The following is a 25,217-nucleotide window of genomic DNA, read 5'->3' as shown; positions in this document are numbered from 1 at the left end:
CCGGGTCATCCCCGCCGGCCAGGGGCAATCAGCGCGTTGAGGACGTGGTCGCGCCACTGGCCGTCGATGAGCAGGAGCTCCCGCGCGATGCCCTCCACCTGGAAGCCCAGGCGCTTCAGCACCGCGGCGCTGCGCAGGTTCTCCGGCAGGTGGTTGGCCTGGAGCCGGTGCAGGCCCATGACGTTGAAGGCGTAGTCACACAGCGCGCGCAGGGCCTCCGTCATCAGGCCCTGGCCTTCGTAGTGGTGGTCCAGGCCGTAGCCCAGGTCCGCGGACTGCAACGGGCCCCGGCGGATGTTCGTCAGTGAGGCGTTGCCAATGATGGGCGATAGCTGGATGGGCTGGTTTCGCGGCAGCAGGAACACGCGCAGGGACAGGTCGAGCCGGAAGTCCTCGCGGTCCTGCGCCAGCCGCGTGCGCCAGTACGTTACCGAGAAGAAGTTGGCCGGCCGTGCCGGTGACACGGTGGAGACGTGCTCCCGGTTCGCCTCGTGGTACGCGAGCACCCGCCACGCCGCATCCGGTGGGAGCTGCACCAGATGCAGGCGTTCGGTGCTCAGCAGGTTGAAAACTGCGCCTGGGCCCATGGCGGGCATTCAACTCCGGCGTCCGTGGGATTTCAGCGCCGAGGCGTCGTCGGGGGCTCGGCGCCGCTGCCGCCCGTGGCCTCCTCTCCTCCACGCGGGAGGATGATTTCAACGCGCCGGTTGTTGGCGCGGCCCTCTGGGGTGGAGTTGTTGGCGACGGGGCGGTACTCGCCCAGGCCGCGCACCTGGATGCGGTCGCGACTCACGCCCTGGCTGATGAGGAACTCCCGCACGTGCTCCGCCCGCCGGTAGGACAGGGCTTCGTTCATCGCGTCCGAGCCCATCGAATCCGTGTGGCCTTCGATGACCAGGGGACTGTCGGACACCTTGAGCGCGTTGGCCACCTCCGTCAGCTGCTCACGCGCCGTCGGGAGCAGGTCCACGGCGTTCGACGCGAACAGCACCTGCCCTGACATCGTCAGCACCAGGCCTCGCGCCTCCTCGCGGACCTTCACGTCGCGCGCCGTCGACTCCAGCTGTGTCAGCGCCTCCGTGGCGCGCCGTTCCGCGTCGAGCCGCGCCTGTCGCTCGCGTTCCAGCTCCCGCTCCACCTGGCGCCGTGCCTCCTGCTCCGCTTCCAGCTCCGCCGAGCGCTGGAGCAGTTCGTGGTTCTCCTGGGCCAGGCGCCGGGATTCGGACTCGGCCCGAGCCCGGCGCTGCTCTTCTTCCTGGAGCCGCGTGGTCTTCGCCTCCAGCCGCCGCGACTCCGCCTCCTGCTGCTGGGCCAGCCGCCGCAGCTGTTCCGCTTCGTGCTGGCGCCGCTGGGCATCCATCCGCATGCGCTCGGCTTCCTGCTGCTGCGTCACGGCGTGCTGCCGGGCTTGTTGCTGTTGCTGGAGGGCTTGCAGCCGCTCACGCTCGGCCTGGGCGAGCTGCTGCCGCGCCGCATCCAGCTCCGCCTGCGAGCGCTGCCACTGCCGCGCCTGCGCTTGCTGGAGCGTGGCCTGGGCCTCCGCCTGACGGCGCGCCGCCAGGTCCGCGGTGCCGCGTGCCCCCGCCGTCTCGGACTTGCGCAACGCCACGTAGGACAGCGAGCGGGTGCGAGGAGAGTCCTGGCTGCGGTCATACTCCCGCTCGGCTTCCAGCAGCGCATCTCGCGCCGCCGCGACGTCTCGAGGACGCTCTCGGCCCTGGGGGCTGGTGGAGACCTCCTGGTAGGCCGCGCGCGCGTTGAGGAGCTCCTGTGGCGGTGGTGCGTGTGCACACCCCACGGCGGCCAGCGCCGTGACGCCAGCGAAGGCCTTCCATCCACGCTTCAGCATGTCGCTCTCCTGTCGAGGTTGTCTGCTCACGGCTGGCCGCGGCGCAGGGACTCCGCCTGGGCGGCCGTGCGTCGCGACTCGCGCTCCAGCGGGACGGCCCGGGCCAGCGCCTGCGCCAGCTCCGCGTCCGCCTCGGCCTGCATGAAGCGCAGCTCCGCGGCTTCCTGTTCGCCTTCCACCCACAGCCGCTCCGCGTCGGCAATCTGCTGCCGGGCGAACTCCAGGTGGAGGGCCGCTTCCGGGACTCGGGCGGCGCCTGCGCCTTCCGCCGCGCGCAGCGAGGCTTCCGCCTGCACACGGCGCTCATTCGGCGCGGGAAGCACCTGCCGCCCGGCGCATCCCACCATCGTCAGGCCCAGCAGCACCGCCGCCAGCTTCAGGCGCATGGTTTCACCTCCTGCCGCTCGAGGACGTGGACACGCGTCATGGCGCGCCCAGACGTAGAGGTGAGGCCTCGGAGACAGGCCGGCAATCCGACCGTGGCAGGGTTGGCCGAAGGGCGGGCGGGCAGCCTGGCAAGCGCCTTCCGGGCGCACCGGGGCACTGGCCGGCGTGCGCCACCGGGGGTAGAGAGGGCGACATGCGCCTGCACCTGGTCGACGGCACCTACGAGCTCTACCGCGCCCACTTCTCGCCCCGTCCGGGCCATGCCGCGCCGGATGGACAGGACGTGAAGGCCACGGTGGGGCTGATGTCCTCGCTGCTCGCGCTGCTGCACGACGCGGACGAGGCGGTGACGCACGTGGCGGTGGCGTTCGACAACCCCATCCGCTCGTTCCGCAACGCGCTGTTCGACGGCTACAAGAGCGACGAGGGCGTGCCCCCGGAGCTGCGCGCGCAGTTCGACCTGGCGGAGGAGGCCGTGCGCGCGCTGGGCGTCACCGCGTGGTCCATGAAGGACCAGGAGGCGGATGACGCGCTGGCCACCGCCGCGGCGCGCTGGGCGGACGCGGTGGAGCAGGTGCGGCTGCTCACGCCCGACAAGGACCTGGGCCAGTGCGTGCGTGGCAGCCGCGTGGTGCAGGTGGACCGGCGGCAGGAGAGGGTGCTCGACGAGGACGCGGTGCGCGCGAAGCTGGGCGTGCCCCCCGCGAGCGTGCCGGACCTGCTGGCGCTGATGGGCGACGCGGCGGATGGCATCCCCGGGCTGCCGGGCTTCGGGGAGAAGGGCGCGTCGGCATTGCTGAGCGCGCATGGCCACCTGGAGGACATCCCCGCGGAGGCGTCCGAGTGGAAGGTGCGTCCCCGGGGCGCGGAGAAGCTGGCCGCGACGCTGCGCGAGCACCGTGACGCCGCGCTGCTCTACCGCCGGCTGGCCACGCTGGTGACGGACGCGCCGCTGCCGGGCACGTCATCGCTGGAGGACCTGGCGTGGAAGGGCGTGCCGGCCGCCGTGTACGAAGCGTTCTGTGACCGGCTGGGCCTGACGACGCTCAAGCGCCGTCCCAAGCGCTGGGCGCCGTGAGCTCGTGCACGGGCAGCGCCGTGGGCGCATGGCGTGGCAGCCGCACGGTGAAGGTGGTGCCCGTCTCCTCCTGGGAGTGGGCCTCCACCGTGCCACCGTGGGCCAGGACGATGCTGCGCACGATGTAGAGTCCCAGGCCGATGCTGCGCCGGCCCTGGTCCTCCGGGCGCACCGTGGCGCGCTCCAGCGGCTCGAAGATGCGCGGCTGCCGCTCCAGGGGAATCGCCGGGCCCAGGTTGTGGACCTCCAGCACGACGCCGTCGTCATCGCCTCGGGACGTCACCCGCACGGGCGTGCCGGGCGGGCTGTACTGCAAGGCGTTTCCCACCAGGTTGCCAATGAGCTGCGCGAGCCGGTCCGGGTCCCACGTGCCCAAGCCATTTCCGGTGCGTTCCGTCTCCAGGTGACGGTCGGGCCAGCCGGCGTGCACCTCGTCCAGCACCGCGCGAACGACTTCGTGCAGGTCCATGGGCTGCGGGTACACCGGGAGCCCCGTCCCCTGACGCGCGCGGGTGAAGTCGAGCAGGTCGCGAATCATCCGCGTCGCGCGGTCCGCCGAGCTCCGGATGCGCTGGGCCTGACGCTCCTGCCGCTCATCCAGCGGTCCGCGCTGGAGCATCATGGACACCGCCAGGGTGATGGCCCCCAGCGGGTTGCGCAGGTCGTGGCTGACGATGCCGATGAGTTGCCGCTCGAAGTCCGCGCGGGCCTTCATCTGCTGCGCCAGCTCCGACTCCTTGTGCCTCGCCAGGACGGAGTCTGTGACTTCCACCGCGAACAGGATGACGGCCGCCAGCCGTCCGCTGGCGTCCCGCATCGGCTGGTACATGAAGTCGAAGTAGCCCTCCGGCGGAAGGGTGCCGGGCACCTGGGCGATGCGCACGGGCAGCTCCCGCGCGCTGAAGGGCTCGCCAGTGGCGAAGACGGTGTCCAGCAGCTCGAGGACGTTCTGCCCCTCCAGCTCCGGCAGGGCCTCGCGGAGCGTGCAGCCCACCAACTGCCGCTGGCCGAAGCGCTGCCGCAGCCGCGCGTTGGCCACCACGCAGCGTTGGTCCGGCACGCTCAGCACGCCGAGCAGCGCGGGCACCTGTTCAAAGAGCGTGGCCAGCATGGCACGCTGCCGGTCCGACTCCTCCCGGGCGCCGCGCTCCAGCTCCAGCAGCCGGGCCCGGGCGACCTCGGCCTCCTGGCGCACGGTGACGTCTTGCATGGCGCCCACCACCTGCGTGGCCTTGTCCTGCGCGTCGCGGATGATGTGGCAGCGGTCCGCCACGTAGGCCCAGGAGCCGTCTCCGCGCTGGAAGCGGTAGGTGGCCTGCCACTCGTGCTCGGGGCCTTCCAAGGTGGCCTGGAGGCTGGCGACGACGCGCGCGCGGTCGTCCGGGTGCAGCCGTTCCTCCCACCAGTGATGCTCGTCCCGGATGGTGCCGGGGGCGTAGCCGAAGACTTCGTGCAGGCCGCTCGTCCAGTCCGTGAGGCCCGTGCGCGGGTCCCACTCCCACACCGCGTCCCGCGTGGCGCGCGCCGCCAGCCGGAAGCGCAGCTCGCTGCGCCAGGCGCGCTCCTCGGCGGCCTGGACCTCCGTCAGCGTGCCTTCCAGTTGCCGGCGTCGCGCCCGTTCGTCCTCCAACGTCTTGCGTCGCGTGCGCTCCCACTGCGCCAGGGCCTGGACGCGCGCGGCGAACTCCACCGGGCGGAAGGGCTTGAAGACGTAGTCATTGGCCCCCGCGGCCAGGCCCTCCACCACGTCCTCCGCGCGCGTGTTCCCGGTGATGAGCAGGACGGGGACGTGCTCGGTGGCGGGATTGCTCCGGACGAAGCGGCAGACCTCCAGGCCCGACATGCCGGGCAGGTGCCAGTCCAGCACGAGCACCTCGGGAATGGGCCCCTGCGTCAGGGACTCCAGCAGCGAGGCTCCGTCCAAGAACCCGGTGACCCTGCAGTAGGGCTCCAGCGCGCGGCAGATGGCCTGGGTCTCTACCGGACTGTCGTCGAGCACCCAGGCCACGGGAGGGGAGGGTGCGACGCGGGGGGGAATGGGCACGGGTGGCCGGCTCTAGCAACCGCCTCTCTCCCAGGTCAAATCTTCCAGGGCAAGCGGACCCTGGAGCGCCTGCCTCTCTGTCCGCCGGAGGTCAGCCGGGCGTTTCGAGGGGAATGACGAGTCTCCATGAACCCGGGCGCTTCCAGCGGTAGAAAGAAAGCATGTCCGTACAACTGAAGATGCCCACCGAAGACGACTGGGTGCCGAGCCCGGACGACCTGCCGTACCACCGGCTGGGCGGCACCGACGCGGCCATGGCCCTGGCCGAGGCTTTCTACGACGCCATGGACGCCCACGAGCCGGAGCTGGCGCGCCTGCACGAGTTGGACGCCGAGGGCCGGGTGAACCGCGGCACGCGTGAGCGGTTCGGCTTGTTCCTCGCGGGATGGCTGGGCGGGCCGCAGGACTACACGGAACGTCATGGCCACCCCCGCCTGCGCATGCGTCATGGCCACCTGTCCATCGGCGTCGCCATGCGGGATGCATGGGTGCGCTCCATGCAACGGGCCATGGACGCGCGGGGCATCACCGGGGGCCTGCGCCGCTTCCTCGATGGGCGCTTCGCCCACGTGGCGGACTTCCTGCGCAACGTCGAGGAGTGAAGCACGCCCACATCGGAGCGTTAGGCCCGGCGTAGGGCGAGCACGCAGAGGCGCCGGGTTCGACGAGGCTCCGGACGGCGCGGGCGGGCGCCCGGACGCGGCGGCAGGTGAGCCAGCGACTTCACGTCATGCACCAGCCGCAGCGCGGCCAGCCCGCGCACGGCCCACCAGCCCGGGTCCGGCTGTCGCCACCCGAGCCCCATCTGCGCCGAGGCCGGGTAGACGTGGTGGGTGTTGTGCCACGACTCGCCCATGCTCAGCAGCGCCAGCCAGCCGGCGTTGCGTCCCTGTTCGGCGCAGCCCGGCAGTTCGTAGGGCTGCTCGCCCTCCACGTGGCTCACGTAATGGACGCACCAGAAGCCGTCCTGGGTGAGCGCCAGCCGCACCAGGATGCCCCAGGCCACCCAGGGCGCCCCGCCCAGTGCGTACAAGGCCAGGGCGAGCGGCACCTGGAGCCACAGGCCCGCGCGCTCCAGCCCGCGGAAGAACACGTCCTGCGTCACATGGGGCGCCGCTGGCACGTCCGCGGCGCCGCTTCGCGGGTGCCAGGTGTGGAAGAGGGCGTAGGCCATGGCGCGCGTGAAGCCCTCGCGGTAGCCGAAGTAGGGCGGACAGTCCGCTTCCGGCTGGTTCTGGTGGAAGTCGCGCAGGTCATGCATGCGGCTCATCGCGATGGGGCCGCCCAGCCCGGCCAGGGTGCCGAGCAGCGCCAACGCGCGCTCCACGGGCGCCGAGGCACGAAATGCCCGGTGGATGAGTCCCCGGTGCAGGCCCACCGACACGCCCAGGCACATCGTCACCGCGGTCATCCCGGCGAACACCGCCACCGCGCTCCACGAGAAGAAGCAGGTGCCCCCCACCAGCGCTCCCGCGTGCAGGAGGCTCCAGCGCAGCACCTTGCCTCCGTCCAGCCTCGCCGTTCCCCACCGCGTGTTACCCGTCTCCGCCATGGCCCGCTCCTTTTGGAGGGGCGCCATCGCAAGGGGCCTGCCACCGGAGGACGGGCCTGTTTCCGCGGAGTTGCGCGAGCGGGGTGGGCCTGGGTGTCAACGTCGTTCACGGCGCGTGCCCACGGCGTGGGCGGTGGACTCCCGCCGGCCCCTCCCTGGCGGGATGGCCACCGCGCCGAAAGCAATTCCCGGGGGTTACCCCAAGGTGCATGACGGGCCGGTATCCGGTGTCCACACTGCCGTTAGTCAGCTGGGGATGAAACCGTACGAGGAGGTCTCCACATGAAGCGCATGCTGATGCCGCTCCGCCGGAGCGTGCTGGTGTTGGGGGTGGTGCTGGGGGCAGGCGTGGCGATGGCCGAACGGAAGCAGGACGCCATCAACATGAAGATTGCCTACCAGTCGTTCAATCTGGAGATGACGCCAGAGGCGGTGACGGGGGCGGACTTCCAGGTGGCTCGCTCGCCCGGGATGCTGAAGGGCCGCGGGCTGAAGGGCAGCTTCGCCCTGACGCTGAAGGACGGGGCTGTGGAGGGCGCCGTCGGCGGCGCGCCGGTGAACCTGACGGTGACGAAGGAGGGGGACGCCATCGTGGCCAAGGGCGGATTTGGCGGACGCCCCGTCAACCTGAAGCTGAGCCCCAGCGAGCTCACCCTCTACGTCCGCGACTGCACCTACCGGCTGAAGGCGCAGAACACGAACCGCTTCTACACGGGCCGGCGCAGCTGCGACCGGGCCATGACGCCCGACTCGGAAATCTGGCTGCCGGACGAGTTCCTCGCGGCGAGCCCCGAGGAGAAGGCCGCCATCCTGTTCCTCGCGCTGTGAGGGGCGCGCCCGCGCGGGTGGGCCCTGGGCGTCCTCACCCGCGCGCACGCGGCAGCACCACGGTGAAGGTGGAGCCCACGCCCAGCTCGCTGCTCACGGTGACGTGGCCACCCATGGCCTCCACCACCTCGCGGACAATCCACAGCCCCAGGCCGACGCCGCTGTAGTCCCGGCCGGACACGGCGCGCTCGAAGCGGTGGAAGAGGCGGGACAGGTGCTCCGGCGGGATGCCGATGCCCGCGTCGCGCACGTCCAGGCGCACGTGGGTCTCGGTGCTGGACAGCGCCACCTGGACGGGGTTGCCCCGCCCGTACTTCATGGCGTTGGACACCAGGTTGGTGAGCACCTGGTCCAGTCGCAGCCGGTCCCAGTGGCCGTGGGCCTCCAACGGCAGCGTCAACGTCAGGTGTGTGCCCGCGCCCGCCAGCTCCGGCTCGAAGCGCTCCGCCACTTCGCGGACCAGGGCGCCCAGGTCCAGCGGCTCCGGGTTCAGCTCCAGCCGTCCGGCGTGGATGCGCGACACGTCCAGCAGCGCGTCGATGAGCTTCGCCTGACGCTTCGCCTGCCGGCCCACCAGGTCCAGCCCCCGGTGCAGCCGCTCCCAGGGGACGGCGTCCGGTGAGCGCTCCAGGGCGGTGCGCAGGTTCTGCACCTGGAGCTGGAGCGCGCTGAGGGGGGACTTCAGCTCATGGCTGGCGATGGCCAGGAACTCCTCGCGCGCGCGGATGGCCTGGCGCGCCTCGTGGTACTGGCGCGCGTGGTCCAGGGCGAGTGACGCCCGGCGCGCCAGCTCCCGAGCCAGTGCCATGTCCCGCGCGTCGAAGGTCCGTCCGGTGCGCGAGAAGACAAGCGCGGCGCCCTTCCGCCCCGGCCACGCCAGCGGCACGCCCAGCCAGGACGGCGGCTGCGCGTCGTGCAGCGCCGGCTCTCCGGACGCGATGATTCGCGACACCGCCGCTTCGTCCGGGACCTGAGGCGTACCCGCATCAAGGGGCTCCCGCGCGTCCAGGCCCGCGGCCACCACGCATCGCACCTCACCCGGGGCCTCCTCGAGGAACACGCGGCAGGAATCCGCGCAGCCAGGCACGGCGAGCCGCACCAGGTGCTCCAGCGTCGCGTCCTGCTCCAGGCTGGCGCCGAGGACTTCACTGGCCTCTGACAGGAGCTGTCGGTGGGCCTCGCCCCGGCGCCGCTCGGTGACGTCCACCAGCATGCCCAGGCACTGGGCGGGACCGGTGGTGGACGGTGGCATGGGCGCCGCCCACAGCTCCACGTGGAGGGGCGTGCCATCTCGCCGGTGGAGCTCCAGCTCCAGACAGGGCGGCTCCAGGCCCTGCGTGGCCTGCTCCTGATGGCGGCGGAACTTCTCCCAGCGGGCGTCGGTGGCCCAGGGAGCGCGGTGGCCCAGCACGTCCTCCCGGCTCCAGCCGAAGAGCCGCTCGGCGGCGGGGTTCCACAGCCGCACCGTGCCATCCAGGTCCATCAGGTGGATGGCCAGGGGGGAGACCTGGAGGATGGCTTCCAGCATCGCTGGACCTCGTGCTCCGGACCGCCGGGCTTCTGCCTGACCAAGTGCCGCCACCATCGTCATCGAGTCCCCCCACCCATCGTGTTGCATGGGAGCATGGCTGTAACGGGGCGAGGAGCGTCCCTCCAGGCAGGGCGGCCGTGCCGTCGCGAATGTCGAACATCCCTGGCCTGGGAGTGTTCGTTCCAGACGCACTCCCCGCCCTAGGGCCCTGTGACGCCGAGGCGGGGAGGCGTCAGGCGCACAAGGGAATACTCCGCGCGCGACACGGTGGCGGTTGCTCCAGGCCCGGGTTCAGCTAAAGCGCGGTTTCGTGAAAGCGACCACCACCGGAGTGCCGGGCGGCGAAGACGTCAAAAAGGGCCCGGACACCTTCAAGCGCTCGGCGCTGCTGGCCCTCGGGGCCTTGGGCATCGTCTACGGCGATATCGGCACGAGCCCGCTGTACGCGTTGCGGGAGTGCTTCACGGGGGCGCATGGGATTCCGCCGACGCCCGCGAACGTGCTGGGGGTGCTGTCGCTCATCTTCTGGTCGCTCATCATCATCGTGTCGGTGAAGTACCTGCTGCTGGTGATGAAGGCGGACAACCGGGGCGAAGGCGGCATCCTGGCGATGATGGCGCTGGTGATGCAGCGGCAGCGCGCGCAGCCGTCCCACCGGGCGCGTCCGGTGTTGATTACGCTGGGCATCTTCGGCGCGGCGCTCCTTTATGGAGACGGCATCATCACGCCGGCCATCACCGTGCTCAGCGCGGTGGAAGGCCTGCATGTGGCCACGTCCGTTTTCGACCCCTACGTCATCCCCATTGCCCTGGTCATCCTGGTGGGGCTCTTCCTGGTGCAGCGGCACGGTACCGCGGACATCGGCGCTGTCTTCGGTCCCGTCATGTGCGTCTGGTTCCTCACGCTGGCGGGGCTGGGCGTGAAGGAGCTGGTCCACAACCCGGCGGTGCTGGGGGCGCTGTCGCCCTGGCACGCGGTGGAGCTGTTCCGCCACAACCACCTGCATGGCTTCCTGGTGCTGGGCGGCGTGTTCCTGGTGGTGACGGGCTGTGAGGCCCTCTACGCGGACATGGGCCACTTCGGCCGCAAGCCCATCCAGCTGGCATGGTTCTCCATGGTGCTGCCGGCGCTGATGCTCAACTACCTGGGGCAGGGGGCGCTGCTGCTGCGCGACGCGAGCGCCGCGCGCAATCCCTTCTTCCTGCTGGCGCCGTCCTGGCTGCTGTACCCGCTGGTGGCGCTGGCCACGGTGGCGGGCGTCATCGCCTCGCAGGCGCTCATCGCGGGGGTGTTCTCCCTGACGCGCCAGGCGATGCAGCTGGGCTACAGCCCGCGCATGGAGGTGGTGCACACCTCGGCGGAGGAGATGGGGCAAATCTACCTGCCCGGTCTGAACTGGGCGCTGCTGGTGGGCGTGGTGGCGCTGGTGCTGGGCTTCCGCTCCTCCAGCGCGCTGGCGTCGGCGTACGGCATCGCGGTGTCCACGGCCATGGTCATCACCACCCTGATGGCCTACGTGGTGGCCCGGGAGCTGTGGGGCGTGCGGCGGTGGGTGGCCATGCCCGTGGTGGGGCTGTTCCTGACCGTGGAGCTGGCCTTCTTTGGCGCCAACGCGGTGAAGGTGGCGGACGGCGGCTGGTTCCCGCTGCTGATGGCTGTCGTCGTCTTCACGCTGATGACGACGTGGAAGCGGGGGCGCGACATCCTGGCGGCCAAGCTGCGCGCGTCCAGCATCCCCCTGAAGGAGCTGCTGGGCAGCTTCGGCGACCACCCTCCGGTGCGGGTGCCGGGCACGGCCATCTTCATGACAGGCAACGCGGAAGGCACCCCGCCCGCGCTGCTGCACAACCTCAAGCACAACAAGGTGCTGCACGAGCAGGTGGTGCTGCTGACCATCCTCTCCGAGGAGCTGCCGCACGTGCCGCACAGCGAGCGCGTGGAGGTGGAGCCGCTGGAGCAGGGCTTCGTGCGCGTGGTGGCGCGCTACGGCTTCATGGAGAACCCGGGCATCCCCGACGTGCTGAAGCGCTGCCGCGAGAAGGGGCTCCAGTTCCAGCTGATGGGCACCAGCTTCTTCCTGGGACGGGAGACGCTGATTCCCACCAAGCGCCCGGGCATGGCCGTGTGGCGCGAGGCGCTGTTCGCCTGGATGAGCCGCAACGCGCGCAGCGCCACCTCGTACTTCCGCATCCCGCCCAACCGGGTGGTGGAGCTGGGGGCGCAGGTGGAGTTGTAGCCCCGTGAACGCCTGAGCCAGGGCGGGTGTGCTTCACCCCACATCTGCCTTGACTCTTTGCGTTGAATGACGATTCTGTGTCCTGGGCTGCGCCTCCCTGCCACATTTGCGTCCAGTTTTACCTCTCGGACGGAAAATTACGGCAGGAAGCAACAAATCGGACCGTATGCCGATAATCATTTTCGTCCGCCGGAATTTGTCTTCTGTCGGCGGAACGAAGCTCGGCATCTCGAAAACTGGTGTCCCCCGGCACCCCTTGTCCGAAATCAGGTCAGTCCATGCTCCTCGACATTGCGCCCTCGTCCGCGAATTCCGCTGTTGCCCCTGTTTCTGCCTGGGCTTCGTCGGAGCAGACGCTGGAGACGCTGTCGGGGCTGGCGCCGCACACGCTGCTGACGCACGCGGACCTCTATCCGCGCATCTGCGTGCGGGACCCCTACTACGCCCTCAAGGACGTGACGGTGATGGGGGAGGGCGAGGTGGTGGCGCGCATCCCGGTGCAGCAGGACCCGGACGCGGAAGCGGGCCCCATTGGCCTGGGTGAGGCGGGGCGGCACCTGGCGATTCTGGGCTCGTGCGCGTCCGCGCTGATGTCGCCCAAGGACGGCCAGCACTTCTACCTGGCGTGCGGCGCGCGCGGGCAGTGGCTGCGCCCGGAGCCCATGGCCCGCGCCACGGACCTGCTGTGGGGGCTGGCGAAGGCGGAGTTCACCGGCCGCCGCTCGGCCACCGCGCACACGCTGCTGTCGCTGCCGGACGGCACGCCGTTCTTCCGCCTGGAGGTGGACTACAACGTGCTGTCCGCCGCCGCCTTCACGCGCCTGTTCGGCGAGGCCCGGGTGGACATGCGCCGCGAGCCGCGCCGCGACGACGGCGTGCAGCGCACCCCCGAGGAGTGGGCCAAGCTGCGGCAGAACCCCTACAGCAAGCCGCTGGCGCTGCGTGACTGGCGGCCGGATGGTGAGAGCCTGTCGGCCACGTTGGGGCCGGTGACGGCGGAGATGTGCAAGGGGCACTTCGCGCTGCACCCGGTGATGCCGGTGGCCGTGGTGGCCAGTGGGATGACGCGTGTGGCCACCACGCTGCTTCGCCGGCTGGAAGGCGCGCCGTGGGCCCGCTGCATGGCGAAGGACGTGCGCCTGAAGGCGGACACCCTGGCCTACGCGGGCCAGACGGTGACGTTCGGCGCCGTTCGCAGCGCGCATGACGGTGACGCGCACACCTTCACCTGCCAGGCGTCGGTGGGCGAGCGCGTCGTCGCCGAGCTGGACGTCACCTACACCCGCGTGGACTGAGCGCCGCGCCTCAAGCCCATTGGATGTCGTAGTCCGCGCTGTCGATGCCTCGCGGCGTCGCGCGCGCGGTGCCTTGCAGGCCCAGCACCTTCAGCGCGCCGGTGAGGATGCCCTCGTGGTAGGCGGGCGGCAGCATGTCCCGGCGCATGTGCAGCGTGCCGGAGGTGGGGCCGGTGGGCACGTAGTCGCGGCTGCCGTAGCTGACGGCCGCGCCGTAGCCCATTTGTGCGCCCGCGAAGAGCTTCTGCGGGTCCCCGCGGGAGATGATTCCGAAGATGAGCATGCCCGGCCCGGTGGAGAAGCGCGTCACGTCCTTCTCGCCGCAGGCGTGGAAGACGGCGTCCTCGGGACCCAGCAGCGGCTCCAGCGCGTCCGCCGCGCGGTAGAGGAGCGTCAGGAAGTCCCGCGCCGGGTACGTGAGCAAGTCGGTGTACGCCGCGCCCAGCGCCCCCTGGCGCACCGTCTCCAGCGCCGTCAGGCCCGCCTGCTGCTGGACGAGGCTGAGCACCGACTTGAAGAACAGCCCGCGCACCGAATCACCAGGGTGCACGGCCGCGAGCCGGGCCTCGAGCTCCGCCTTGTTGGACGGCATGGCGCGCCTCCTCACACCTCGTCGAGCAGCACCGGGGCGAAGCCCGCCGCGTCACACGAGGCCAGCACGTAGCGTACGCCGCCGCGCTCGCCCGTGAAGCCCGCGGCGATGCCGGCCGCGTGCAGGTGGCCATAGACGCACACCTTCGGTCCGAAGGCTTCAATGGGCTCGCTGAAGGCGGTGGGCTTCTCGTTCGCGTACACCGGCGGGAAGTGCACGGCCACCACCCGCACCAGCGGCGTGGCGCTGGCCGCCTCCTTCTTCTTCGCGTCCTCCATGGAGGCCGTCAGCCGGCGCGTCTCCCGCTCCACGTAGCCGGTGTCCGCCGCCTCGTCCCCCATTTCGCCTCCGGGCATGGGCGGCGCCTCCGGCGCGGTCCACAGCCGGCTGCCCGCAATCACCCACGGGCCCATGACGACGGCGTTGTTGTGGAGGAAGCCCTCCAGGGTGCGGAAGGGCTCCAGCAGCTTGCGCAGCTTGGACGCGGAGTCGCCCCACCAGTAGTCGTGGTTGCCGCGCACCAGCACCTTGCGGCCCGGGCGCGCGTCCAGCCACGCCAGGTCATCCATCACCTCGTGGGCCCGCGTGGCCCAGGAGATGTCCCCCGCCACGATGACCACGTCCTCCGGAGCCACCCGCTCATCCCACGCGCGCTGCAGCGGCAGGGGGTGCTCGGACCACCCGAAGCGGTGCATGTCCTTCTGTCGCGTGGAGGGCAGGTGGGTGTCGCCGATTCCGAAGAGCCGCATGGCCCCCTCATAGCGGAAGCCCTCGCCCCTGTCGGCCCCCTCGTCCTATCTCCTGCATCCGGTGTCACGCCAAAAGGTGGGGAGGACTGGAAAGGTAGTAAAATATTTTTACGCGAGGCTGTCTCAAAACACGTCAGTGCGACATCGGTTGGCCAATCCGATGCCTTCGTTGTCAGGGCTTACATGTGCGTCATCCCTGATTCCAGGGGGTTGCGCCGTCAGGGGCCCGGGTTCGGGGGCGGATTTCTTGACAGGAAGGTGGAGCATCCATGCTCCACCTGAGGTCGGGGAAAAGAGGTGCTCCCTGGGAGCGCGTGGCTGGCATGCATGGTGCTCAGGCATGGCGCCCTGCGCCGCTCCCGTGGGACGGGAGCGACCGTGGAGCTGCTGACCCCCCTTCAAGGAGTTTCCATGCACGTGTTGCGCAAGACGTTCGCGGTGACGGCCGCGGCCATGGCCCTGACGGCCTGTGGCCCCCAGACCGAAACGTCTCCGGAAGAAACGGCACCTGAGTCGCAGGTTCCCGCAGGCGCGGTGGACGACGCCGCCCGCGCGGTGGCCGATGCGGCTCGCCGCACGCCCAACGAACTGGACGCGCAGTTCGCGAAGGCCGCTGGTGAGTTCAACGTTCCGGTGAGCCTGCTCAAGGCCATCTCCTACGCGGAGACGCGCTGGGAGCACGTCCGCGGCGAGGAGGAGTTCGAGGGCCGCCCGGCGGCCTTTGGTCTGCTGGCCCTGCGCGGTCAGCTCATCACCGACGGCGCCGCCCTGGCGGGCGTGTCCGCGGACGCGGTGCGTGACGAGCCGCTGGCCAACCTGCGCGCCGGCGCCGCGCTGCTGTCGAAGTACGCCGACGAGGCGGGCATCGACCGCGCGGACCTGGGCGCGTGGGCCCCGGTGGCCGTGCGCCTGACGGACATCTCCGACCCGGACATCCAGGCGCACTACATCCACAACGACGTGTACGCCGTGCTGCGCGAGGGCGCGGGCGCGTTCACGCCGGCGGGCAAGGTGGCGGTGTCGCTGGATGCCACCCAGGTCGAGCCGAAGTTCGCCCTGCCGAAGATGCAGGCCCTGGCGGCCGGTCCGGACTACGCGGCCTCCATCTGGCGCCCGTCGCCCAACTACAACGCGCGGCCCGCTGGCATCGGTCAGCAGATGGTCGTCATCCACACCTGTGAGGGTGGCTACTCGGGTTGCTGGAGCTGGCTGACCAACTCCGCCGCGGGCGTGAGCGCGCACTACGTGGTCAACGAGAGCGGCACCGAGGTGTCGCAGTTGGTGCGTGAGTCGAGCCGCGCCTGGCACGTGGCCGCCGCCTACCGCAGCAGCCTCAACGGCGGCGTCAAGTCGCACCTCAACGGCCGGTCGACGAACGACTTCTCCATCGGCATCGAGCACGGTGGCTACGCCAGCTCGGCCTCGTTCTCCTCGGGGATGATCACCACCTCCGCCAAGCTGACGTGCAACATCACCCGGGACCAGGGCATCCCGCGCGACAGCTACCACATCGTGGCGCACGGCCGGCTGCAGCCGGAGACCCGCACGGACCCGGGCCCCAACTGGCCGTGGTCCACGTACATCAGCAAGATTCGCAGCGAGTGTGGTGACGGCGGCGGTGGAACGAACCCGGCCATCGTCGTGGACAGCAACAACGCCAACAACGACTCCAGCAAGGGCTACATCGCGGTGCCGTCCTCCTGGGCGCGTGGCACCAGCGCGGGCTACTACGGCAACGACTACTACTACGCCTCCACGCAGCCCATCTCCGAGCCGGCGGTGTTCCACTTCCACATGCCTGCGGCGGGCAGCCGGACCATCCAGGCCTGGTGGGTGCAGGGCACCAACCGCTCTCCCGCGGCGCCCTTCATGATTACGCACGCGGGCGGCAACAGCACGGTGACGGTGAACCAGCAGACCAACGGCAGCAAGTGGGTGACGCTGGGCACCTACAACTTCAACGCCGGCTGGAACAAGGTGCAGCTGAGCCGCTGGGCCACCGAAGGCTACGTCGTCATGGCGGACGCCCTCCGGATTCAGTGAGGTGGTGATGCGGGGCCTTGAACGGCTTCAACGTTCCTGGCCGTGGCGGGCGCGGTGTCTGACCGCGCTCGCCGTGCTCGGTGTCGGGTGTTCCGGCCGGTGTGGCGGGACGTCCGGCTCCGGGCCGCTGTCCAAGGAGGAGGCTCGCGCCATTCCAGGCGCGGTCATCTTCTTGTCGGAGCGGGCAGGGCGGAAGGATGTCTGGAAGGTGAGTCCGGAGGGCGTGGAGACGCAGCTGACTCGCGGCGAGGAGGACATGTACCCCGGTCCCCTGTCGCCGGACGGCAAGTCGCTGCTCGTCATCTCCGCGACGGAGGAGGACGGGCTGCACCGCCAGCAGATGCGGGTCCTGCCGCTGGATGGCAAGAGCCCGGCGGTACCGCTGCACCCGCCTCGGGCGCGTGCGCGCAACGCGAGCTGGGCGCCGGATGGCACCTGGTTGGTGGCCGAGTCCGACGCGGAGGGCTTCAGTGACGTGGTGCGCCTGGAGCCCCGCGAGGGTGTGCCGGAGGTGCGCCTCACGCAGGTGCCGCAAGGCTGCTTCGAGCCCGCGGTGTCTCCGGATGGCAAGGAGGTGGCCTTCGTGTGCAGCCGCGAGGGCGACCCCGAAGTCTACGTGGCGAACGCGGACGGCAGCGGTGAGCGCCGCCTCACCTTCTTCCACCATGAGGACCGCACGCCGAAGTGGAGCCCGGACGGCAAGTGGCTCGTCATCGTCAGCGATCGCGAGCGCAAGGACCGGCTGTACTTCCTCCGTCCGGACGGTTCGGACCTGCGCGCCGTGTCGGGCGAGTCCTTCGAGGGCGACGAGCGCGAGGCCGCCTGGAGTCCGGATGGGCAGCGGCTGGTCTACGTGAGCCGTCTGCCGGATGGGAACGCCCGCATCTGGATGGTGCCGGTGGCGGGCGGCGCGCCGGTGGCCCTGACGGATGGCAAGCACCGGGACGACATGCCCGCGTGGAGTCCGGACGGGAAGTACCTGGCCTTCGTGTCCGAGCGCCAGGGCGACACGGACGTGTACCTCATGCGCGCGAATGGCAGCGGGCAGACGCGTCTGACGACCGCCAAGGGGCCGGACTGGCTGCCGCGCTGGGCCCCTACGCGCTGACGGCCGAGCCGTCTCCCGCCGCCGGGGCCTGGTCATCCGGGACCTGGGGCGGGAGCGGGTTCGCGCCGGGCGGGGCCACGGGCAGGCTGAAGCTGAAGGTGGAGCCCTGGCCGGGCTCGCTCTCCACCCAGATGCGCCCGCCGTGCGCTTCGATGATGAGGCGGCTGATGTACAGCCCCAGGCCCAGGCCCTTCGTGTCCGACGCGCCGCTCTTCTGCGTGCGGAAGTACTTGTCGAAGACGCGCGCGGCGTCTTCCGGGCTCAGCCCCGGGCCCAGGTCCTTCACCGACACCACCACCTGTTCCGGCTGGAGCTGGGCTCGCACGGTGATGGGCTGCCCGCCGGGGCTGTACTTGGCGGCGTTGCTCAGCAGGTTGGCCATCACCCGCTCCAGCCTCGCCGCGTCCATCCAGATGGGGGGCAGCGCGCCTGGGACCTCCAGGTGGAAGCGCTCGCGCACGTCGGGGGCCACGTCCCGCTCCATCACCTCTTCCAGGAAGCGCGCCAGGTCCCGGGGCTCGCGGCGCATCGTCTCCCGCTGGGACTCCAGCCGCGAGCCTTCCAGCAGGTCCTCAATCATGGTGTTCATCCAGGCCACGCTGCGCTGGATGGCCTCCGTCATGGATTCCTCCTGCTCCAGGTTCCGCTCGCGCAGGGCGCGCCGCAGCAGTCCCACGCGCAGGCTGATGGTGTGGAGCGGATTGCGCAGGTCGTGGGAGATGAGGCTGACGTATTCCTCGCGAAGCCGGTCCAGCTCGTGGCGCGTCGTCACGTCCTGCGCCGTGGAGACCACGCCGCGCACCTTCCCGCCGGGGCCGAAGACGGGAGCCGCGGTCATCAACACCGGCAGCCGGCTCCCGTCGGGGTGGAGGATGAGGAACTCCTCGGGTCCCGCGAGCTGGCCCGTGAGCAGCGCGCGGACGATGGGCACGTCCTCCCTGCGGACCGGCTTGCCGTCGGTGGTGAGCACGATGGGGTTGACCCCCGTCATCTCCAGCGACACCCCCTTCAGCGGACGCCCGAGCAGCTGCTCCGCGACGGGATTGGCCACCAGCCCGCCGCCGTCCGCCTGCGCGAAGACGATTCCCACGGGCGTGTGGTCCAGCAGGGCCTGCACCTGGCTGCGCTGCATCTCCGCTTCCTCACGGGCGCGCTGGACCTTGGCGAGGTACCGCTCCCGCTCCGACACGTCGCGGACGACGGCGAGCACGCTGGGACCCTCCGGGCCTGATACCGGGCTCAGCCGCACCTCCAGCGACAGCAGGCTGCCGTCCTTGCGGCGGCCTTGGATGGCGCGCTCGCCCAAGCCGGTGTCCAGGCTCCGGCCACCGAAGAGTCCTTCGGGGACCAGCACCTCCACCTCGCGTCCCAGCAGCTCCTCGCGCGGGTAGCCGAACACCCGCTCCGCCTCCGCGTTGACGAAGCGCAGCAGGCCTTGCGCGTCCACCGTCAGCAGCGGCGCGGGGGTGGTCTCCAGCAGGCCCCGGTAGCGTGCTTCGGAGGCCTCCAGCGCCGCGGTGGCCTGTTGGCGGTGGGCTTCAATGTGGTCCAGGGCCCGCGCGGACAGGAGCACGAGCGCCGCGCCGCCCGCGCTCACGAAGGTGGCGAAGATGGGGAGCTTCGCCTCCAGGTTGATGGCGCGCACCTCGTGCAGGAGCATCAACACCATGCCCAGCACCGAGGGGCCGATCAGCGTCACCGGCACCAACCGGCGCGCAAGGAAGCCGCCGAGCGAGTCGCGGGTGATGCGGCTCATCAGCCCCAGCGCCGGCCGTGCGCAGAGCGTGCCCACCGCCAGCAGCATCAGCGTCAGCGCGGTGGGCAGGCCCATGCTGCGCTCGGCGAGGAAGGGCAGGGTGCCCACCGTCAACAGGGGGCCCATCAACAGGCCGTTGAGGCCCAGCGTCGAGGTCACCAGCGACAACACGACCAGCGTGTCACGCAGCCGGACGGAGTGGCTCCGCTCCGGGAGGGCCAGGGCCACGCCCAGCAGCGTCATGCAGGTGGCGGACAGGGGGGAGGGCCGAGGGAGCACCGACGAGGCGTGTCCATCGAGCAGGCGCAGCATGAGGTGCTCCATCCCCACGTCCCAGCCGGTGATGTCGCGCAGGAGACTCATCGCGCCGATGGCCACCATCACCAGCGCGCAGGCGGTGGCCGTGGATTCCTGATGGCGGAACGGGCGGGAGCGCAGCCGCAGGCCCAGTGCGGCGCCGCCGAAAATCATGGCGATGCCTGTCACCGGCGTCATGGGGATGCCGGCCATGCCGGGCCTCAGCATCTCCACATCCCAGGCCCAGCCCAGGAGGTACAGCACGCCCACGAGCGGGGCGCCCAGCGTCGCGAGCCAGGCAATGCCGTAGGCCATGGCTGCGCTCCGACGCTGCGGCCTCCAGCACTCGTTCATCGTGGCGTCCCCCACGAACGCACAGGGCTCCTCCCGTGACGCCACCGGCCCGAGGCCCCCGGTCGAGACGCTCCTGTGAGAGATGCGTCGCGCCCTTGCTTCCGGCATCGGACGCGAGTGCGGCGCAGCGATGGGTGCGGACGGTGGGGGCGCCGCCAGTCATTGGCTCGGGCCGTGCGCGCCTCCGTCGGAACATGGGGGCGGCCAGCGCGCGGGGCAGCAGACCCCGAGCAGCCGAGTCGCGAGCGGAAGGCCGGGCGCCGCGCTGTCTAGGGAGGCGGGTGGAGGCCGGGATGGACGGTGAGCACCAGTCCCCAGCCCGGCGCCACGCCCACGTTGCGCGGCGTGTAGCCGTCCGTGCCCGTGACGGACAGGAGGAAGGCCTCCGCGTCCGCGCCCGAGTGGACGTAGACGAACAATCCGTCCGGGCCGGTGCCCTCCTGGTTCGCTCCCTGGAGGTCGGCGGTGGGGTAGTAGATGCGACCGGCCAGCGCCTCGCCGTCGGGGGCGACCTTCGCGCCAGCGACGGGATGGCCGCTGGCATCCACCACGCGCCCCAACACGAAGCCGGCGTCGCGCAGGGTGGCCGCCCGGTTGTCGGTGTGGCCCCGGATGGCGCTCTCCCCCACGGCGACGCTGAGCGCGTCATGGAAGGCGTCCGGCAGCGCCCACACGCGCGCGCCGATGATGTCCGTGCGCGGCCGGGCACCGGTGAAGGCGGAGTCGTAGACGACGGTATGGGCGGGCACCAGGCCCGCGGCCTCCGCGCCCACCGCGAGGCTCAGGTGCATCTCCCGCACCGCCACGTCGCGCACGGTGAAGGCGCCATCCGCGGCGGCCGGCGCGGTGCCGAAGGTGGCGTTGGCGTCATTCACCGCCAGGCGCAGGGGCTCCGCGGCGGTGAGGGGCGCTCCCTCCAGCGTGGGCAGGGGCAGGCCCCGGGCCTCGAGCAACCGCCGGGCTTCGGGGAGCAGCTCCACCGTGCCGCTGACACCAATGCGGAGGTTGTCCAGGTCCACGGCCTCGGCGTCGTCGGTCTGCACGCCAGGGTCGGGTGTGTAATCGCCAGGGCCGCAGCCCAGTGAGAGTCCCAGCACGGCACATGGAACCATCAGGAGAGGACGCATCATCGCGGGAAAGCTCTCCACGGCCTCACGTGGCGGCAATCCACCCCACGCTCCGTTCGTCCCCTGGTCGACGCCGCGGTGGTGCTGGCCATCGGGCTGGAGGGCGCCGCGCTGTCCGAAAAACATCAGCGCCGCGCCCCGGAGTGGGACGCGGCGCCGGTCATGTGGAAGCCAGGTGTTGTCCGCGGGCGTGGCCCGCCTCAGCGCCAGCGGCCGTTGCCGCCGGAGGAGGACGACGAACCCGAGCGGCCGGACGGAGGCGCGCTGGAGCCCGAGGACGACTTCCCGCTGCTGCTCCCCCCGCGTCCCCAGCCCCCGCTGCTGGAGCTGGAGCCCGAGCTGCTGCTGGAGCTCCGGTTGCTGCTGCCGGAGCTGCTGCCACCGCGTCCCCAACCGCTGCCGCTGGAGCTGGAGTTGCTGGAGCCCGAGCTGCTGGAGCCCGAGCTGCTGCCTCCCCGCGTGTTCCAGCCGCTGCCGCTGTTGGAGTTGCCGCTGTTGGAGTTGCCGCTGCTCCCGGAGTTGCCGCTGCCCCAGCGGTTGCCGCTGTTGTTGTCACGCGAGTCGTCGTCCTTCGACGCGGCGTTGTTCGAGGAGCGTCCCGCGGGAGGGCTGCTCCAGCCGCTGCCGGAGTTGTTGCTGGGCGCGACGTTGTTCGAGGAGCGCCCCGCGGGAGGGCTGCTCCAGCCGCTGCCGGAGTGGTTGCCCTGGCCACGCGACGGCCGGTGGTTGCCGCCCGAGCTGGAACCGCGCGGCGTGGTCCAGCGCGTACCTCCCGGGGGCGGCCGGGTGCCGCTGTACGTGTTGCCGGGCACCACGGGGCGGTTGGAGGGGCGCGTCGCCGGGCGCACGTAGCCGTAGCCCGCGGAGGCGCTGTGCGTGCGGCTCCACACGTAGCCGCGGTTGCGCTCGTAGCGGTAGATGCTGCCCGTGCTCGGGTAGTAGTCGTGGGAGTGGCGCCCGTGCATGTTGCAGAGGCCGCCGTGCGCGTGTGGGTGGTCGTTCCAGTACCAGACCACCGACGGGCCACTGTAGTAGTACGCGTTGTCCGAGTAGACGTAGTACGTCGTGGTCGGCTCGTAGTCGTGGACGTGCACGTGCGAGTACGGGCACCAGCCGCCGCCGAATTCATCGGGGATGGGGTGGTCGCTCGAATAGCTGTACTCGATGACCTGAACCGGGGCGTGGTGCCGCGCCGGCCCGTGGACGTGGGCGACACAGCCAGTGCCCATCATCAGGGCAAGCGGAACGGCGAGGGCGAGCAGGCGGCGCATGTGGTGACTCTCCTGGGCGGAGTGGACGGCCGGGCCGTCCACCTTGCGGCCACGCGAGGAAGACGGCTGGGCGTGGAGAAAATTCACGCCCGGGGCAGTCCCGCTTTCGTCCACCCGCCAGCCCGAGGATAACGCCCTTCGTCCTCTGGTGGACACCGCCTGGGTGGTGTAGGGGGAAATGTGCGTGCCGCCTGTCCCAGAAAGGTGAGCAGCGGCGCGAGGGGAGACGCACCATGGCGGAGACTGAGTTCACTTCGGGCGCGAGCTGTCCGCTCCACCCGGGATTCGATGCGGTGGGCACCTGCTCCCGCTGCGGCAACTTCATGTGCCGCACCTGCGGCGAGGGGGGCTCGCAAGCCTGGTGCCCGGCCTGCCGTCAGCGCGAGGGCGTGGGGCAGGCCTTTCCGCTGAACCGCGAGAACTGGAGCGTCTCCGGGTTGATGGACCTGTCCTGGGATGCGTTCAAGCGCGAGTGGGTGATGCTCTGTGTCGGCGTGCTCATCTTCCTGGCGGGCTCCTTCGCCGGGCAGGTCGTCTCGCAAGTCTCCTCGATGGCCGGTGGCGCGACGGGGAACATCGTCATCACCGTCCTGGGCTTCTTCATCGGGATCATTGGTTCCTACGCCATCCAGGGCGGGATAACGCTGGGTTTCCTCCGGATGAGCATGGACGTGCTCAACGGACGGCGCGCGGACCTGGGGCGGATGTTCAGCCAGTTCGGCAAGATTCCCACGTACCTGGGGACGCTGTTCCTGTCCTTCCTGTTGATGCTCCCGCTCCTGTTGCTCATCGTCGTGGGCGCGTTGGGCGCGGGGCTGGCGACTGGCGCCGTGTCCTGGTCGGAGCTGATGGCGCTGAAGGACCTGCCTCCCTCGGAGCTGGACGCGGCCGTGACGCCCCTGTTGCCGGGCTTCGCGGTGATGGGGTTCGTGGCCTTCGCGCTCTACGTCTTCCCGGGTGGGTGGCTCCTCACGCCGCTCATCCTGATGCAGCCGGAGCTGGCCCGGACCGAATCGCCCGGCGCCGTGGAGACGCTGCGCCGCTGCTTCGCCTACTCGCGCGGTCAGCGCCTGCCCATGATTGGAACGGTGCTGCTGGGGGGCTTGCTCGCCATGGCGAGCGTGTTCCTCTGCTGCGTGCCCGTGATTCCCGCCCTGGGCTTCTTGCAGGTGCTGATGGCCGGGCTCGTCATGGCGCTCAGCAGCGGCGCCGAAGAGGCCTGAGCCTTCCCTCCACACGGGGCCTTGCGCGCCCGTCGCGCGCAGGGCCTCCGGGAGGGTGGGGCGCCTCAGTGCACCACGCGCTCGGGTGAACCCGAGCGGGGCACGGACACCTTGCCCAGGCACGCGAGGATGTGCTCGCGGTACTCGGCCAGCTCACGCAGGCCGCACAGCATCCACCGGCCGCCGATGACGAGCGTGGGCACGCCCCGCACGCCACGGTGGGTGGCATCCCGGTGCTCGTCGAGGATGAGGCGGCGCGTCTCCTCCGAGCGGAAGGCCGCGGAGAATTCGTTCATCGCCAGGCCCACGCGCGAGGCCAGCTCGAACACCACGTCCGGGCGGGACACGTTGACGCCCTGCTCCAGCGCCGCGCGCTGCATGGCGCGGGCGAGGAACGCGCGCGCCTGCGGGCCCTGCAGCCGCGCCGCTTCCAGTGCCGCCAACGCCGGCACGCTGGTGCGCGGTGGATCTCCCCCGAGCCACAGGTCCGTGGACAACATGCGCGCGGCGGCATCCGGTTCGCGCTGTGCGCGCTCGACCTCTTCCACCAACGCGCGTTGTTCGCGCATCGTGGGCAGCACGTCATGGACGCGCAGCGGATACGGCCTGACGCTCCAGCGAACGGCTTCGCCCAGCTCCTGGCGCAAGACATCGAGACGCAGGTCGGCGAGGTAGCACCAGGAACACAGCACGTCCTGGTAGACGGTGATCTGCAGCGGCTTGTGCAGCGTTTTCATTTGAGGGCCGCCAGATTAGAGGGGCACCCGCGTCGCTGCCAACTCCTCAGGACACGCGGGCCACGGAGGCATTCCTGAGTTCCTGAGGAGCATGCAAGGTGCCTTGCCCCGGCTGTGTGTCTGCTCGAAAGCAGGCGAGCAACCTCACGTGACCCGGGTTCGCGCTCACCCGGCGCGCTTCGCCTCGGCGTACTTCAGCGCGTGGTCGATGATGGCCCCCGCGATGTCCATGCCCGTGGCGCGCTCCAGGCCCTCGAAGCCAGGGCTGGAGTTGATTTCCATCAGCCGGGGGCCGGCGCGGCCCTCCAGCATGTCCACGCCCGCGACCTCCAACCCGACGACGCGCGCGGCCCGCACGGCTGCTTCCGTGTAGGGCTCGGTCAGCTCGATTGCCTGCCCTTCGCCGCCGCGGTGGATGTTGGAGCGGAACTCGCCGGACTTGGCCTTGCGCCGCATGGCGCCCACCACGCGGTCACCCACGACGAGGGCCCGCACGTCCCGTCCCTCGCTCTCCGCGACGAACTCCTGGAGCACGATTTCCTGTCCCAGGTCCCAGAAGGTGTCGAGGATGGTCTGCACCTCCGACAGCGTGTGGGCAATCATCACGCCCACGCCCTGGGTGCCCTTGATGAGCTTGATGATGACGGGCAGCCCGTTGACCTCCTCCACCAGCCGGCGCACGTTGCTGCGGTCGTGCGCCATGACGGTGCGAGGGATGTCCAGCCCGGAGCGCGACAGGTACTGCAGCGCGCGCAGCTTGTCGCGGCTGCGCGCGATGGACGTGTGCGGGTTGAGGACGGGCACGCCCATCATCTCGAAGTGGTTCACCACCGCCAGGCCATAGGCGGTGATGGACGCGCCGATGCGCGGCACCACCACGTCCACGCCACGCACCTCCACGCCGCGGTACGTCATGCGCGGCGCGTCTTGTGCGAGCAGCAGGCAGCAACGCAGCGTGTCCAGCACCAACGGGCGGTGGCCCCGCGCGCGGATGGCGGCCACCAGCCGCCGCGTGGAGTACAGCGCGCGCTTGCGGGACAGGATGACGACCGTCTTCTTCGCGTGCCCTCGCCGGGGGGCCCGTTCGGGACGGTCGAGTGCCTGGGACCCGGGCAGGACCGGGACCTTCTTCGGCTTCACTTTGCGCGGAGGCATGGGCG

The 25,217-nt window shown here is 70.8% G+C and carries 21 protein-coding genes; 9 read left to right on the top strand and 12 right to left on the bottom strand.

The genetic code is table 11. From position 1 onward, the window contains the following. Positions 1 to 5: 5 nt before the first annotated feature. The 3 genes from BLU09_RS06380 to BLU09_RS06370 are packed head-to-tail and all read right to left on the bottom strand — an operon-like array spanning position 6 to position 2,235. Entirely contained in the window at positions 6 to 596 is a 591-nt protein-coding gene (locus BLU09_RS06380; RefSeq protein WP_090486880.1) for a GNAT family N-acetyltransferase, read from the bottom strand. A 23-nt stretch (positions 597 to 619) separates the two neighbouring features. Then, positions 620 to 1,849 (bottom strand): OmpA family protein, encoded by a 1,230-nt coding sequence (locus BLU09_RS06375; RefSeq protein ID WP_090486877.1) that lies wholly within the window; start codon positions 1,847 to 1,849, stop codon positions 620 to 622. Between the two features lie 26 nt (positions 1,850 to 1,875). Then, positions 1,876 to 2,235 carry a DUF4398 domain-containing protein gene (locus BLU09_RS06370; RefSeq protein WP_090486874.1) on the bottom strand — a complete coding sequence of 120 codons (360 nt, stop codon included), beginning with the start codon at positions 2,233 to 2,235 and terminating at the stop codon, positions 1,876 to 1,878. 194 nt (positions 2,236 to 2,429) lie between these two features. Between BLU09_RS06370 and BLU09_RS06365 the strand changes: the two genes are divergently transcribed. Next, positions 2,430 to 3,314 carry a 5'-3' exonuclease gene (locus BLU09_RS06365; RefSeq protein WP_090486870.1) on the top strand — a complete coding sequence of 295 codons (885 nt, stop codon included), beginning with the start codon at positions 2,430 to 2,432 and terminating at the stop codon, positions 3,312 to 3,314. Here the strand turns inward: BLU09_RS06365 and BLU09_RS06360 are convergent. Further along, entirely contained in the window at positions 3,283 to 5,358 is a 2,076-nt protein-coding gene (locus BLU09_RS06360) for a hybrid sensor histidine kinase/response regulator (RefSeq protein WP_090486868.1), read from the bottom strand. The two genes, BLU09_RS06365 and BLU09_RS06360, sit on opposite strands and share 32 nt — an antisense overlap. Before the next feature lie 161 nt (positions 5,359 to 5,519). Here BLU09_RS06360 and BLU09_RS06355 point away from each other — a divergent pair, with 161 nt between their 5' ends. Beyond that, positions 5,520 to 5,960 carry a group II truncated hemoglobin gene (locus BLU09_RS06355; RefSeq protein ID WP_090486865.1) on the top strand — a complete coding sequence of 147 codons (441 nt, stop codon included), beginning with the start codon at positions 5,520 to 5,522 and terminating at the stop codon, positions 5,958 to 5,960. Positions 5,961 to 5,980: 20 nt separating this feature from the next. Here the strand turns inward: BLU09_RS06355 and BLU09_RS06350 are convergent, their stop codons facing one another. Then, a complete protein-coding gene (locus BLU09_RS06350) occupies positions 5,981 to 6,910 on the bottom strand; it encodes an acyl-CoA desaturase (protein ID WP_244171460.1) in 930 nt (309 codons plus the stop codon). A gap of 282 nt (positions 6,911 to 7,192) precedes the next feature. On the opposite strand from BLU09_RS06350, the gene BLU09_RS06345 reads away from it, so the two are divergent. Next, on the top strand, positions 7,193 to 7,738 hold the full coding sequence (locus BLU09_RS06345; RefSeq protein WP_090486859.1) for a hypothetical protein: 546 nt from the start codon (positions 7,193 to 7,195) through the stop codon (positions 7,736 to 7,738). Positions 7,739 to 7,772: 34 nt separating this feature from the next. On the opposite strand, the gene BLU09_RS06340 is transcribed toward BLU09_RS06345, so the two are convergent. After that, on the bottom strand, positions 7,773 to 9,266 hold the full coding sequence (locus BLU09_RS06340) for a sensor histidine kinase (RefSeq protein WP_090486857.1): 1,494 nt from the start codon (positions 9,264 to 9,266) through the stop codon (positions 7,773 to 7,775). 277 nt (positions 9,267 to 9,543) lie between these two features. On the opposite strand from BLU09_RS06340, the gene BLU09_RS06335 reads away from it, so the two are divergent. Both BLU09_RS06335 and BLU09_RS06330 read left to right on the top strand, forming a co-directional pair. Beyond that, on the top strand, positions 9,544 to 11,505 hold the full coding sequence (locus BLU09_RS06335) for a potassium transporter Kup (protein ID WP_090486855.1): 1,962 nt from the start codon (positions 9,544 to 9,546) through the stop codon (positions 11,503 to 11,505). Between the two features lie 278 nt (positions 11,506 to 11,783). Beyond that, on the top strand, positions 11,784 to 12,800 hold the full coding sequence (locus BLU09_RS06330) for a hypothetical protein (RefSeq protein ID WP_228558111.1): 1,017 nt from the start codon (positions 11,784 to 11,786) through the stop codon (positions 12,798 to 12,800). Between the two features lie 10 nt (positions 12,801 to 12,810). Here the strand turns inward: BLU09_RS06330 and BLU09_RS06325 are convergent, their stop codons facing one another. Together BLU09_RS06325 and BLU09_RS06320 are read right to left on the bottom strand one after the other, a co-directional pair. Further along, positions 12,811 to 13,392, bottom strand: a complete 582-nt coding sequence (locus BLU09_RS06325) for a DUF2378 family protein (RefSeq protein ID WP_186817723.1) — start codon at positions 13,390 to 13,392, stop codon at positions 12,811 to 12,813. Positions 13,393 to 13,403: 11 nt separating this feature from the next. Continuing rightward, complete coding sequence (locus tag BLU09_RS06320) at positions 13,404 to 14,141, bottom strand: metallophosphoesterase (RefSeq protein WP_090486847.1); 738 nt, start codon at positions 14,139 to 14,141, stop codon at positions 13,404 to 13,406. Positions 14,142 to 14,552: 411 nt separating this feature from the next. Between BLU09_RS06320 and BLU09_RS06315 the strand changes: the two genes are divergently transcribed. Together BLU09_RS06315 and BLU09_RS06310 are read left to right on the top strand one after the other, a co-directional pair. Next, on the top strand, positions 14,553 to 16,184 hold the full coding sequence (locus BLU09_RS06315; RefSeq protein WP_167371035.1) for a golvesin C-terminal-like domain-containing protein: 1,632 nt from the start codon (positions 14,553 to 14,555) through the stop codon (positions 16,182 to 16,184). 7 nt (positions 16,185 to 16,191) lie between these two features. Continuing rightward, complete coding sequence (locus BLU09_RS06310; RefSeq protein ID WP_090487079.1) at positions 16,192 to 17,292, top strand: TolB family protein; 1,101 nt, start codon at positions 16,192 to 16,194, stop codon at positions 17,290 to 17,292. Here the strand turns inward: BLU09_RS06310 and BLU09_RS06305 are convergent. After that, positions 17,282 to 19,660 carry a sensor histidine kinase gene (locus tag BLU09_RS06305; protein ID WP_244171459.1) on the bottom strand — a complete coding sequence of 793 codons (2,379 nt, stop codon included), beginning with the start codon at positions 19,658 to 19,660 and terminating at the stop codon, positions 17,282 to 17,284. The two genes, BLU09_RS06310 and BLU09_RS06305, sit on opposite strands and share 11 nt — an antisense overlap. A gap of 308 nt (positions 19,661 to 19,968) precedes the next feature. Next, a complete protein-coding gene (locus BLU09_RS06300; protein ID WP_090486844.1) occupies positions 19,969 to 20,952 on the bottom strand; it encodes a hypothetical protein in 984 nt (327 codons plus the stop codon). Between BLU09_RS06300 and BLU09_RS06295 the strand changes: the two genes are divergently transcribed. Beyond that, positions 20,905 to 21,678 carry a hypothetical protein gene (locus BLU09_RS06295; protein ID WP_244171458.1) on the top strand — a complete coding sequence of 258 codons (774 nt, stop codon included), beginning with the start codon at positions 20,905 to 20,907 and terminating at the stop codon, positions 21,676 to 21,678. The genes BLU09_RS06300 and BLU09_RS06295 overlap by 48 nt on opposite strands. A gap of 652 nt (positions 21,679 to 22,330) precedes the next feature. Continuing rightward, a complete protein-coding gene (locus BLU09_RS06290; protein ID WP_090486841.1) occupies positions 22,331 to 23,320 on the top strand; it encodes a hypothetical protein in 990 nt (329 codons plus the stop codon). A gap of 65 nt (positions 23,321 to 23,385) precedes the next feature. Here BLU09_RS06290 and BLU09_RS06285 read toward each other — a convergent pair whose 3' ends face one another. Together BLU09_RS06285 and BLU09_RS06280 are read right to left on the bottom strand one after the other, a co-directional pair. Continuing rightward, the gene (locus BLU09_RS06285; RefSeq protein WP_090486838.1) at positions 23,386 to 24,057 is read right to left on the bottom strand and encodes a DsbA family oxidoreductase; all 672 of its coding nucleotides are present in this window, start codon (positions 24,055 to 24,057) and stop codon (positions 23,386 to 23,388) included. 165 nt (positions 24,058 to 24,222) lie between these two features. Then, entirely contained in the window at positions 24,223 to 25,212 is a 990-nt protein-coding gene (locus tag BLU09_RS06280; RefSeq protein WP_090486835.1) for an ATP-grasp domain-containing protein, read from the bottom strand. Positions 25,213 to 25,217: the final 5 nt, after the last annotated feature.

The organism is Myxococcus virescens, from assembly GCF_900101905.1.
Classification (GTDB): domain Bacteria; phylum Myxococcota; class Myxococcia; order Myxococcales; family Myxococcaceae; genus Myxococcus; species Myxococcus virescens.
Note: the sequence above shows the minus strand (reverse complement) of the source record. Positions and strands in the feature narration are given on the sequence as shown.

Coding starts and splice junctions, on each gene's coding strand:
- BLU09_RS06380 (WP_090486880.1), bottom strand. CDS start 596: ATGCCCGCCATGGGCCCAGGCGCAGTTTTCAACCTGCTGAGCACCGAA.
- BLU09_RS06375 (WP_090486877.1), bottom strand. CDS start 1,849: ATGCTGAAGCGTGGATGGAAGGCCTTCGCTGGCGTCACGGCGCTGGCC.
- BLU09_RS06370 (WP_090486874.1), bottom strand. CDS start 2,235: ATGCGCCTGAAGCTGGCGGCGGTGCTGCTGGGCCTGACGATGGTGGGA.
- BLU09_RS06365 (WP_090486870.1), top strand. CDS start 2,430: ATGCGCCTGCACCTGGTCGACGGCACCTACGAGCTCTACCGCGCCCAC.
- BLU09_RS06355 (WP_090486865.1), top strand. CDS start 5,520: ATGTCCGTACAACTGAAGATGCCCACCGAAGACGACTGGGTGCCGAGC.
- BLU09_RS06350 (WP_244171460.1), bottom strand. CDS start 6,910: ATGGCGGAGACGGGTAACACGCGGTGGGGAACGGCGAGGCTGGACGGA.
- BLU09_RS06345 (WP_090486859.1), top strand. CDS start 7,193: ATGAAGCGCATGCTGATGCCGCTCCGCCGGAGCGTGCTGGTGTTGGGG.
- BLU09_RS06340 (WP_090486857.1), bottom strand. CDS start 9,266: ATGCTGGAAGCCATCCTCCAGGTCTCCCCCCTGGCCATCCACCTGATG.
- BLU09_RS06330 (WP_228558111.1), top strand. CDS start 11,784: ATGCTCCTCGACATTGCGCCCTCGTCCGCGAATTCCGCTGTTGCCCCT.
- BLU09_RS06325 (WP_186817723.1), bottom strand. CDS start 13,392: ATGCCGTCCAACAAGGCGGAGCTCGAGGCCCGGCTCGCGGCCGTGCAC.
- BLU09_RS06320 (WP_090486847.1), bottom strand. CDS start 14,141: ATGCGGCTCTTCGGAATCGGCGACACCCACCTGCCCTCCACGCGACAG.
- BLU09_RS06315 (WP_167371035.1), top strand. CDS start 14,553: ATGCACGTGTTGCGCAAGACGTTCGCGGTGACGGCCGCGGCCATGGCC.
- BLU09_RS06310 (WP_090487079.1), top strand. CDS start 16,192: ATGCGGGGCCTTGAACGGCTTCAACGTTCCTGGCCGTGGCGGGCGCGG.
- BLU09_RS06305 (WP_244171459.1), bottom strand. CDS start 19,660: ATGGCCTACGGCATTGCCTGGCTCGCGACGCTGGGCGCCCCGCTCGTG.
- BLU09_RS06300 (WP_090486844.1), bottom strand. CDS start 20,952: ATGTTTTTCGGACAGCGCGGCGCCCTCCAGCCCGATGGCCAGCACCAC.
- BLU09_RS06290 (WP_090486841.1), top strand. CDS start 22,331: ATGGCGGAGACTGAGTTCACTTCGGGCGCGAGCTGTCCGCTCCACCCG.
- BLU09_RS06285 (WP_090486838.1), bottom strand. CDS start 24,057: ATGAAAACGCTGCACAAGCCGCTGCAGATCACCGTCTACCAGGACGTG.
- BLU09_RS06280 (WP_090486835.1), bottom strand. CDS start 25,212: ATGCCTCCGCGCAAAGTGAAGCCGAAGAAGGTCCCGGTCCTGCCCGGG.